General features: G+C 74.7%; 10 protein-coding genes and 1 riboswitch. Of the genes, 6 read left to right on the top strand and 4 right to left on the bottom strand.

All coding sequences use genetic code 11. The features are described from left to right. Positions 1 to 43: 43 nt before the first annotated feature. Together ACIWVC_RS04065 and ACIWVC_RS04070 are read right to left on the bottom strand one after the other, a co-directional pair. On the bottom strand, positions 44 to 418 hold the full coding sequence (locus ACIWVC_RS04065; RefSeq protein ID WP_396448002.1) for an Rv2175c family DNA-binding protein: 375 nt from the start codon (positions 416 to 418) through the stop codon (positions 44 to 46). Between the two features lie 81 nt (positions 419 to 499). After that, entirely contained in the window at positions 500 to 1,714 is a 1,215-nt protein-coding gene (locus tag ACIWVC_RS04070; RefSeq protein ID WP_396453809.1) for an NAD(P)/FAD-dependent oxidoreductase, read from the bottom strand. Between the two features lie 95 nt (positions 1,715 to 1,809). After that, positions 1,810 to 1,923: riboswitch (TPP riboswitch) on the top strand. Between ACIWVC_RS04070 and thiO the strand changes: the two genes are divergently transcribed. The 6 genes from thiO to ACIWVC_RS04100 all read left to right on the top strand — a co-directional run bounded on the left by thiO (position 1,913) and on the right by ACIWVC_RS04100 (position 7,970). Continuing rightward, a complete protein-coding gene (gene thiO / locus ACIWVC_RS04075) occupies positions 1,913 to 3,052 on the top strand; it encodes a glycine oxidase ThiO (protein WP_396448000.1) in 1,140 nt (379 codons plus the stop codon). (Overlaps the previous riboswitch by 11 nt.) Beyond that, complete coding sequence (gene thiS / locus ACIWVC_RS04080) at positions 3,049 to 3,249, top strand: sulfur carrier protein ThiS (RefSeq protein WP_396447998.1); 201 nt, start codon at positions 3,049 to 3,051, stop codon at positions 3,247 to 3,249. The genes thiO and thiS overlap by 4 nt, the downstream gene beginning before the upstream one ends. 1 nt (position 3,250) lies before the next feature. Further along, complete coding sequence (locus tag ACIWVC_RS04085) at positions 3,251 to 4,021, top strand: thiazole synthase (protein ID WP_396447997.1); 771 nt, start codon at positions 3,251 to 3,253, stop codon at positions 4,019 to 4,021. A gap of 146 nt (positions 4,022 to 4,167) precedes the next feature. Next, positions 4,168 to 5,130: a DMT family transporter gene (locus ACIWVC_RS04090; RefSeq protein WP_396453810.1), complete on the top strand. Its 963-nt coding sequence runs from the start codon at positions 4,168 to 4,170 to the stop codon at positions 5,128 to 5,130. A 36-nt stretch (positions 5,131 to 5,166) separates the two neighbouring features. After that, a complete protein-coding gene (gene pknB / locus ACIWVC_RS04095; RefSeq protein ID WP_396453811.1) occupies positions 5,167 to 7,101 on the top strand; it encodes a Stk1 family PASTA domain-containing Ser/Thr kinase in 1,935 nt (644 codons plus the stop codon). A 20-nt stretch (positions 7,102 to 7,121) separates the two neighbouring features. Further along, the gene (locus ACIWVC_RS04100; protein ID WP_396447994.1) at positions 7,122 to 7,970 is read left to right on the top strand and encodes a deoxyribonuclease IV; all 849 of its coding nucleotides are present in this window, start codon (positions 7,122 to 7,124) and stop codon (positions 7,968 to 7,970) included. Positions 7,971 to 8,239: 269 nt separating this feature from the next. Here the strand turns inward: ACIWVC_RS04100 and ACIWVC_RS04105 are convergent, their stop codons facing one another. Both ACIWVC_RS04105 and ACIWVC_RS04110 read right to left on the bottom strand, forming a co-directional pair. Beyond that, a complete protein-coding gene (locus tag ACIWVC_RS04105) occupies positions 8,240 to 10,003 on the bottom strand; it encodes a cation acetate symporter (protein WP_396453812.1) in 1,764 nt (587 codons plus the stop codon). After that, positions 10,000 to 10,266 (bottom strand): hypothetical protein (locus tag ACIWVC_RS04110; protein ID WP_396453813.1); only part of this gene is annotated, 267 nt, incomplete at its 5' end. The genes ACIWVC_RS04105 and ACIWVC_RS04110, both read right to left, overlap by 4 nt.

The following is a 10,266-nucleotide window of genomic DNA, read 5'->3' on the forward strand; positions in this document are numbered from 1 at the left end:
GTGCCTTGTCTCAGACGTGCGTCGTCCCGGCCGGGCCGCCGGGTCAGAACGCGAGCGCCTGCGCCCTGCGCCGGACCTCGGTCCCCCGGTTCTCGGTGAGCGCCTCGACGGGCGTCCCCGGAAGGGTGTCGTCGGCGGTGAACAGCCAGCGGATGGTCTCCACGTCGTCGAACCCGGCGTCCGACAGGAGGGTGAGCGTGCCGGGGAGGCCCTTGATGACCTGGCCGTCCTTGATGAAGGCCGCGGGCACCATCGGCTCCCCGTTCCGGCGCACCGCGAGGATCCGGTGCTCGTGGACGAGCTGCTTGATCCGGTTGGGCTTGATCCCGAGCCGCTCCGCGGTCTCGCGGAGGGTGAGCCATTCGCCGGCGAGGGCGTCGGTCCGGGGGTCGAGTGCGCTGTCAACGGTTGCGTGCATCTGCGTCACGCCCCCTTGCTACCACGCCGCCGGAAATCTCAAACCCCCTGGACAGCCGTCGGCTTCCCGCCGCGATCGCGGTCAGCGGACGGCCTGGCGGACGGGGACGTCCGGGTCGGCGATCGCCTCGGGGTCAACGGGCGTCCCGGCGGCGATCACCCGCCTCGCCTGCACCAGGTCACGGGGCCTGCCGACGGTGAGGATCGCGTCGAGGCGGTCGCCGGTCAGCCACACCGCGGCCCACTTCCGGCCGGACGGGTCGCCGCGGTGGACCAGCCGCTCGGACGCCGCGTGGCTGCCCGCGTACTGCACCATCCGCCCGAACTGCTCGGACCAGAAGTACGGGGCGGCGTCGTACGACGCGTCCTCGCCGAGAAGGGCCGCGGCGGCGGTCTCGGGGGCGTTGAGCGCGGTGTCCCAGTGCTCGACGAGGAGCCGCCGCCCGTACCGCCGCGACCACCAGGCCGCGCAGTCGCCGACCGCCACCACGTCCGGGCGGAGGGAGCCCGGCTCCTCCCCGCCGTGGTAGACGCGGAACGAGGCGTCGGTGACCACGCCGCGCTCCACCAGCAGGCCCGAGCCCTCCAGCCAGGACACCTCCGGGCGGACCCCGATGCCGGCCACGACCTCGTCGGCGTCGATCCGGCCTCCGCCGGCGAGCACGAGGCCGCCGCCGTCGACGGCCGCGACCTTGACGCCGGTGCGCAGCTCGACGCCCGCCTCGGCGTACCAGGGGGCGGTCAGCGCGCCCACCTCGGGCCCGATCGCGTTGGCGAGCGGGGTGTCGGCCGCCTCCACGACGGTGACGCGGCAGCCCCGCTTCGCGGCGGTGGTCGCGACCTCGGCGCCGATCCAGCCCGCGCCGACGATCACGATGCGGGCGCCCGCGGTCAGCCGGGAGCGCAGGTCGCGGGCGTCGTCGATGGTCCGCAGGACGCGCTGGCGGCCCTCGCCCGGCAGCGTGACCGGGGCCGCGCCGGTCGCGATGACCAGCCCGTCGAACCGCAGGTCGCCCGCCGTGGACGCGAGCACGCCGCCGCGCCCCGGCCCGTCCAGGCGCAGGGCGGTGGCGCGCTCGCCGAGCAGCAGCTCGCAGCGCAGCGCGTCCCAGTCGGCGTCGACGGTCGTGTCGTCGGACTCGCCCGCGAGGACGGCCTTGGACAGCGGCGGCCGGTCGTAGGGCCGGTGCCGCTCCGCCGACACGAGCGTCAGCGCGCCCTCGTACCCCTTGCTCCGCAGGGCCTCCACGGCGCGCACGCCGGCCAGCCCACCGCCCACGACGATGACCTTCTCCATGATTGGCCAGCCTAATGCGCCGCGAATTCCGGGTGGACACCTGTCCAGATGTTGGACGGCCGCACCAAGGTCGTAAGGTGGGAACCGGATAAACCAGTACAGAGCGCGGGAGTCCGGTGCGACCGGGCTGAGAGGGCGGCTGGAACGGGCCGCCGACCGCCGGACCTGATCCGGATCATGCCGGCGAAGGGAGCGCGAATGCAGGTCGTGATCGTGGGAGCCGGGGTCATCGGCCTCGCCACCGCCTGGCGCACCGCCGGGGGCGGCGCCCCGGCGAAGGACCGCACCGTCACGCTGGTCGACCCGGCGCCCGCGAGCGGCGCCTCCTCGGTGGCGGCGGGCATGCTCACCCCCGTCAGCGAGCTGACCTACGGCGAGGAGCCGCTGCTGCGGCTCGGTCTCGCGTCCCGCGACCGGTACGCCGGGTTCGTCGCGGAGCTGGAGGAGCTGACCGGCCTGGACACCGGCCACCGCACCGACGGGCTGCTCCAGGTCGCGTTCGACGCCGACGACCTGAAGTACCTGGACGACCTGCGCCGCTTCCAGGAGAGCCTCGGCATCCCCGCGCAGGCGCTGACCGGCCGGGAGTGCCGGCGGGCGGAGCCGATGCTCGCGCCCGGCGTGCGCGGCGGGCTGCTCGCCCCCGAGGACGGCTCGATCGACCCGCGCCGGCTCACCGCGGCGCTGCTCGCGGCGGTGGAGCGGCTCGGCGTCCGGCTGGTCCGCCGGCGGGCCGTGCGGATCGTCGTCGAGGGCGGCGCGGCGGCCGGGGTCGCGCTGGACGACGGGACCGTGCTCCGCGCCGACCGGGTCCTGCTCGCGGCCGGGTCGTGGTCGGGCGACCTCGAAGGGCTGCCGCCCGGGACCGTCCCGCCCGTCCGCCCGGTGAAGGGCCAGGTGATCCGGCTCCGCACCCGCGTGCCGTTCCTCAAGCGGACCACGCGGGGGCTGGTGAAGGGCTCGTCGGTCTACCTGGTGCCGCGCGCGGACGGCGAGGTCGTCCTCGGCGCGACCCAGGAGGAGATGGGCTTCGACACGCGGGTCACCGCGGGCGGGCTGTGGGAGCTGCTGCGGGACGCCCGCGAGCTGCTGCCCGGCATCACCGAGCTGGAGTTCGCCGAGGTCACCGCCGGGCTGCGCCCCGGCTCCCCGGACAACGCGCCGGTGATGGGGCCGACGGCGCTGCCCGGCCTGCTCGCCGGCACCGGGCACTTCCGCAACGGCATCCTGCTGGCCCCGGTGAGCGCCGACATCCTGTCCGCGATGCTGCTGGACGGCCCCGTCCCCGAGATCGCCGCGCCGTTCGCCCCCGACCGGTTCTCCGAGGTGGGCGCATGAAGGTGACCGTCAACGGCGAGCCGCGCGAACTGCCGGAGGACGCGAGCGTGGCCGACGCGGTCGCGTCCGTCACCGCGGCCCGGACCGGTGTGGCCGCCGCGCTGAACGGCGAGGTCGTCCGCCGTTCGGCGTGGGAGACGACGGCGCTGCGCGACGACGACCGCCTGGAAGTGCTGACCGCCGTGCAAGGAGGGTGAGATGTCCGACCCGCTGGTGATCGCCGGGGAGGAGCTGGGTTCGCGGCTGATCATGGGAACGGGCGGTGCGCCCAGCATGCGGGTGCTGCGGGAGGCGCTGACGGCGTCCGGCACGGAGCTGACCACGGTCGCGATGCGGCGGGTGGACCCGGCCGCGCGCGGGTCGGTGCTGGACGTCCTCGCCGAGTGCGGCATCAGGGTGCTGCCGAACACGGCGGGCTGCTTCACCGCCGGCGAGGCCGTGCTCACCGCGAAGCTGGCCCGGGAGGCGCTCGGCACCGACTGGGTCAAGCTGGAGGTGATCGCGGACGAGCGCACGCTGCTGCCCGACCCGATCGAGCTGGTGGAGGCCGCCGAGCAGCTCGTCGACGACGGCTTCGTCGTGCTGCCCTACACCAACGACGACCCGGTGCTGGCGCACCGCCTGGAGCAGATCGGGTGCGCCGCCGTGATGCCGCTCGGCTCGCCGATCGGGTCGGGGCTCGGCATCCGCAACCCGCACAACATCGAGCTGATCGTCGAGCGGGCGGGCGTCCCGGTGATCCTGGACGCCGGGCTCGGCACCGCGTCCGACGCGGCGCTCGCCATGGAGCTGGGCTGCGACGCCGTCCTGCTCGCGACCGCCGTCACCCGCGCGCAGCACCCGGCGCGGATGGCCGCGGCGATGCGGCACGCGGTGGAGGGCGGACGGCTCGCCCGACTGGCCGGGCGGATCCCGAAGCGCCGCTACGCGCAGGCGTCCTCCCCGTTCGAGGGCCTCGCCACGTCGTAGCAACGCTAAATGGTTGACTCTAGAAATATTCGCTGGACCTGAAACCTCAGTGTGACGAGACTGGGGCGGGTTCACCCGGGCATGCCGCGCAACCCGGCACGTTCCTTCGGTGTTCATGGAAACGACCCATACCTAAGGTGCGTGACATGCAGCAGGAGAACCCGGGTCGCGTCGACAGGCGCGCGGTCGCCGCCGCCACCGTCACGGTGGTGCTGTGGGCGTCCGCCTTCGTCTCGATCCGCAGTGCGGGCGCCGAGTACGGGCCCGGCGCGCTCGCCCTCGGCCGCCTCCTGTCCGGCACGGTCGTCCTGGGCGCGCTGTGGCTCGTCCGGCGCGAGGGGCTCCCGCCGAAGGCCGCCTGGCCGGGCATCATCGCCGCCGGCGTCCTGTGGTTCGGCGCCTACATGGTGGCGCTGAACTGGGGCGAGCAGCTCGTGGACGCGGGCACCGCCGCCCTCGTCGTCAACATCGGGCCCATCCTGATCGCGCTCCTCGGCGGCTGGCTGCTGAAGGAGGGCGTCTCGGCCCGGCTGCTGACCGGCCTGGCCGTCTCGTTCGCCGGCGCCGCGGTCGTCGGGCTGTCGATGTCCGGGGAGGGCCGCGCGTCCGTCGGCGGGGTGCTGCTCTGCCTGGTCGCCGCCGTGACGTACGCGGCGGGCGTCGTCAGCCAGAAGCCCGCGCTGCGGCACGCGTCCGCGCTGCAGTTCACCACGTTCGCCTGCGCGATCGGCGCGCTGGCCTGCCTGCCCTTCTCCGGGCGGCTGATCTCCCAGGCCGCCGGCGCCCCGGTCGGCGCCACGCTCAACATGGTGTACCTGGGCGTCTTCCCGACCGCGATCGCGTTCACCACCTGGGGCTACGCGCTGGCCCGCACGTCCGCCGGGAAGATGGGCGCCACGACCTACGCCGTGCCCGCCCTCGTCGTCGCCATGTCGTGGCTGCTCCTCGGCGAGGTCCCGGGCCTGATCACGCTCGGCGGCGGCCTGCTCTGCCTGGCCGGCGTGGCCGTGTCCCGCGGCGGCGGCCGCCGCGTCCCGCCTGCCGCTTCCGGACCGGGCGTCCCGGAGGAGCCGGCCCCCGGGCTCATCGATGCTCATACTCGCGAGTGATGAAGTCCCCCGCGTTTCGCCCGTAAACTCGCACCGATGGACACGACGGTCGCTGATCCACTCGTCGGGCGGGTGCTCGACGGGCGCTACCGCATTGAGTCCCGCATCGCGCGCGGCGGGATGGCCACGGTGTACGTCGCGCGCGACCTCCGCCTCGACCGCACCGTCGCGATCAAGGTGATGCACGGCGGGCTCGCCGCCGACGAGGACTTCGTCGCCCGCTTCATCGGCGAGGCGAAGGCCGCGGCGGCGCTGTCGCACCCGAACGTCGTCGCGGTCTACGACCAGCGCACCGACGGCGAGCACGTCTTCCTCGTGATGGAGTACGTCGCGGGCCGCACGCTCCGCGACGCGCTGACCTCGCTCGGCCGGTTCGGCCCGCGCGCCGCGCTGGAGATCATGCAGCCGGTGCTGGCCGCGCTCGGCGCCGCGCACCGCGCCGGCCTCGTGCACCGCGACGTCAAGCCCGAGAACGTGCTGATCACCGAGGACGGCCAGGTCAAGGTCGCCGACTTCGGGCTCGCCCGGGCCGAGACCGCGAGCAAGATGACCAAGACCGGCATGATCATCGGGACGGTCGGCTACCTCGCGCCCGAGCAGGTGCTGTCCGGCAGCGCCGACGTCCGCTCCGACGTGTACGCCGCCGGGATCATGCTGTTCGAGCTGCTGACCGGGCGGCTCCCCCACCAGGCCGGCACGCCGCTCGCCGTCGCGTACAAGCACGTGAACGAGACGGTGCCGCCGCCGTCCACGGTCGTCCCCGGCATCCCGCGGCGGGTCGACGACCTGGTCACGGACGCGACCAGCCACGACCCGGCGCGCCGCCCGCAGGACGCGAACCAGTACCACGCCGAGGTCGCCGAGGTGTTCGGCGGCCTCCCCCGCGACTTCGACCGGCGGATGGAGGAGTCCACCCGCGGCGCCACCAGCGTGCTGGAGACCCCCGCGCCGGGGCACACCGCCGTCCTCGATCCGCGCACGATGCCCGTCGACGACCCCGCCGGAGGGTATGTCCCGGGGCGCAGCCGCACCGACCGCGCGATCGGCGCGCTGACCGGCCGCTACGTCCTGGTCGCCATCGGCGCGGTCGCCGCGCTCCTCCTCGGCTGGGCCGTCTGGTACCAGACGTCCGGCCAGTACGAGCACGTCCCGTCGTCGATCATCGGCATGAAGGTCGCCGACGCCCGCGACCAGCTGGAGTCCAAGGGCCTGGACGTGCGGACGGCCAAGGCGGTCTACGACGACCGCGTCCACAAGGGCGGCGTCGCCAAGTCCGACCCGCCGGCCGGCGCCCGCGTCGCCAAGGGGCAGACCGTCACGCTCACGCCGTCCAAGGGCATCACGCCCCGCGAGGTCCCCGACGTCGAGGGCAAGTCCCTCGCCGACGCCAAGAGCGCCCTGGAGGACAAGGGCTTCAAGGTGGGCCGGACGAGCACCAGCCCGTCCCAGACCGTGGCCAAGGACCGGGTCATCAGCACCGACCCGGAGGCCGGCGAGAAGCAGTCCCCGGACGAGCCCGTCGACATCGTCGTCTCGACCGGCATGTCGATGCCCCGCCTCATCGGCGAGAACGGCGACGACGCCGCCAACCGGCTCCGCTCCATGGGCCTGAACGTCACCGTCGAGAAGAAGAAGGTGGACGGCAAGGAGCCGAACACCGTCATCGACCAGGCCCCCTCCGAGGGGACGGGCGTCTCCCGCGGCGACGACGTCACGATCGTGGTCAACAAGCGCGACTGCATCATCGACGCGGGCCCGGTCCAGTTCGGCTGCGACGACGGCGGCGGCACCGAGAACATCCCCGTCCCCGACGTGACCGGCCGCACCGTGCGGGACGCCCGCAAGGCGCTGCGCGAATCCGGGTTCAAGGTCAACGTGACGGGCTTCGGCGGCGACATCGTCCGGTTCCAGTCGCCGTCCGGCGGCGAGGCTCCGCGCGGGTCCACCGTCACCATCGTGCGGGGGCCGTGACCGGCTAGGCTGAAGCCGCCATGACCGCACAGTCCAGCCCCGTCGGGGCGCACGTCCCCGTGGCCGGCGGCCTCGCCACCGGCGGCCTGAAGTACGCCGCCGAGATCGGCGCCGAGGCGATCCAGGTGTTCGTCGCGAACCCGCGCGGCTGGGCGCTCCCCGAGGGCAGGCCCGCCGAGGACGCCGAGCTCCGCGAGCACGGCGTCCCCGTCTACGTGCACGCGCCGTACCTGGTCAACTTCGGCTCCCCCACCCCGGCGACCCTCGCCAAGTCGATCGCGACCGTCCGCCACTCCCTGACGCGGGGCCGGGCCATCGGCGCCCGCGGCGTCGTCGTGCACACCGGCTCGGCCGTGACCCAGACCTACGACCAGGCCATGGCGCAGATCCACGAGAACGTCCTCCCCCTGCTGGAGGAGATCCCCGACGACGGCCCCGACCTCCTCCTGGAGCCCATGGCCGGGCAGAACAACATGCTCTGCGCCAAGGTCCAGGACCTGGGCCCGTTCTTCGAGAAGCTGGAGCACCATCCGAAGCTGGGCGTCTGCTTCGACACCTGCCACGCCTTCGCCGCCGGCCACGACCTGGCCGCCCCCGGCGGCGCGAAGGCCACCCTCGACGCCCTGGTGGCGACCGTGGGCGAGGGCCGCCTGAAACTGATCCACGCCAACGACTCCAAGGACCCCTGCGGCTCCGGCAGGGACCGCCACGAGAACATCGGCGCCGGCCACATCGGCGAGCAGCCCTTCGCCGACCTCTTCGCCCATCCGGCGGCGCAGGGCCTGCCCTTCCTGATCGAGACCCCGGGAAGGGCCCCCGAACCCCACGCCAAGGACATCGAGACCTTGAAGCGCTTGCGCGACGGGTGAACCACAGCGGGAAACGCTAGAGGGCGCATAAGACTCGGGCGCCGCTGGACAACCCCCCGACTGTTCAGCGACGCCCGAGCCACAGGCCACCGGATCCCACCCCCCCGGTACGGGATCCGGCGACTCCGATCCGGCCTGCGCCGGATCTCCGGGATTTGCCTTTGTGGCGTGGTGCCACTGAGAACACTAGACGCGCGGCCCGGCCGGGCGGCACCAGGAAAACACGGCCGTCGATAAGCGGTGTGTAATCAGAGATGTGCGTAGCGTAGTCATGCGATGAACGGTCGGTCCGGCGGGACGAGCGGTCGCGGACCGGCGCGGCGGCCGGTCCCCGGGTCGGGAGGGCAGTGCAGCCGGCGCAGCGCGCGGTCGGTGTGCCGGGGGACGCGGCGGCGGGTCAGCAGGGACACCGCGACCATGGCGGCGAACGCGCCCGGCGCGATCAGGAGGGCGGGCTCCGCGAGGAGGGCCGCCGGCCAGCCGGCGGGGGCGGCGCGGCAGAGGCGAGCGGCGCCGGCGGCCACGGCGAGCCCGCCGCCGGCGAGGAGCCCGGCGGCGGCTCCGGCGGGGGTCAGCCCGCGCCACCAGATGCCGAGGACGAGCAGCGGGCACAGCGAACACGCCGACACGCCGAGGGCCACGGTGACGAGGCCGGCGGCGCCGTGCGCGCCGGTGCCGGGCAGCAGGGCGAGCGGCGCGGCCAGCGCGACCGCCACGCCGGCGCGGAACGCCGCCGGGTCGGTGCGGCGCGCGCACTGCGCGAGCGTCCCGCCGACGGCGACGGCGAGGCCGCAGGACGTCGAGATGAACGCGGCGAACGCGCCGGCGGTGACGAGGCCGGTGAGCAGCGACCCCGGCGCGCCGGGCAGCATCCGGCCGGGCAGCAGCAGGACGATCGCGTCGGTGTCGCCGGTCATGAGGAGTTCCGGCGCGTACAGGCGTCCGAGCGTCCCGTAGAGCGCGGGGAACACGTAGAAGAGGGCGAGCAGGACCGGCACCAGCGCGGCCGTGCGGCGGGCGGCGCTCCCCGACGCGCTGGTGTAGAAGCGCATCAGGATGTGGGGCAGCCCCATGGTGCCCAGCATGACGCCCAGCATCGCCGAGTAGGTGCGGTACAGCCCGTGCTCCTCGCCGCGGGCGAACGGCATCGCCCAGGTGCCGGCGTCCTGGGCGGGCAGCCGTTCGGCGTGCGGCACCGCGGCGCCGGCGGGGAAGACCACGTCGGTGCCGCGCCCGATGGTGTGCCGGCCCGCGGCCAGCGCCAGCGGGCCGCCGTCGCGGCGGGCGCCGTCCACGCGGCCGCGCGCGGTGACCGTGACGTCGGCGGGCACGGTGACGGCTGCGTCGGTGCGCATGTGCACCCGGGTGGTGCGGTCGAACCGGGGGACGCCGTCGCCGAGCGGGCCGGGGCCGCCGGACATGTGCCACAGGCCGAGCAGGGCCGCCGCGGGCACCGCCACGGCGGCCAGCTTCACCCAGAACTGGACGGCCTGGACCATGGTGATGCTGCGCATCCCCCCGGACAGCACCAGCGCCGGCGTGACGGCGACGACCACGGCCCAGCCCGCCCAGACGGGCGCGCCGGTCAGCACGCGCAGCGTCACGCCGGCGCCCTCGAACTGGGGCAGCAGGTAGAACCAGCCGATGAAGCAGACGCAGGCGGTGACGATGCGGCGGACGGCGCGGGAGCCGAGCCGCCACTCGGCGAAGTCGGAGACCGTGTAGGCGCCGGAGCGGCGCAGCGGCGCGGTGACGAACGCCAGCAGCAGGACGTGCCCGGCGGCCGCGGCGATCGGGAGCCACAGCATGTCGGCGCCGTAGGCGAGGACGAGCCCGGCGGTGCCGAGGAACGACGCGGCGGAGATGTACTCGCCGCTGATCGCGGACGCGTTCCACCACGGGGTGACGCCGCGCGAGGCGACGAGGAGGTCGGACGCGGTGCAGGCCGCGCGGCGGCCGCAGGCGCCGAGGGCCGCGGTCAGGCAGAGCAGCGCGGCGAGGGCGGTGAGCGCCCCCACGGCCGGCACCGTCACCCGCGGCCCATCGCCCGCTCGGCGCGCTCGGCCCGTCTCAGCTGCCGGAACGCGATCGCGATCCAGAACGGCTGGACGCCGCCGACGAGGACGAGCCAGCACAGCGGCACGCCGTGCACCCGCGCCCGCGCGACCGCGGGGACGAGCGCCAGCAGCGGCAGGCCCGCCAGGACGGCCGCGACGATCGCGCAGGTGCCGAGGGCGGTCCGCAGCTGGGCGCGGATCAGGGCGCGCACCTCGGCGGCCCCCGGAGCCGGGGCGGT

Source organism: Actinomadura sp. (assembly GCF_044508335.1).
Lineage (GTDB): Bacteria > Actinomycetota > Actinomycetes > Streptosporangiales > Streptosporangiaceae > Spirillospora.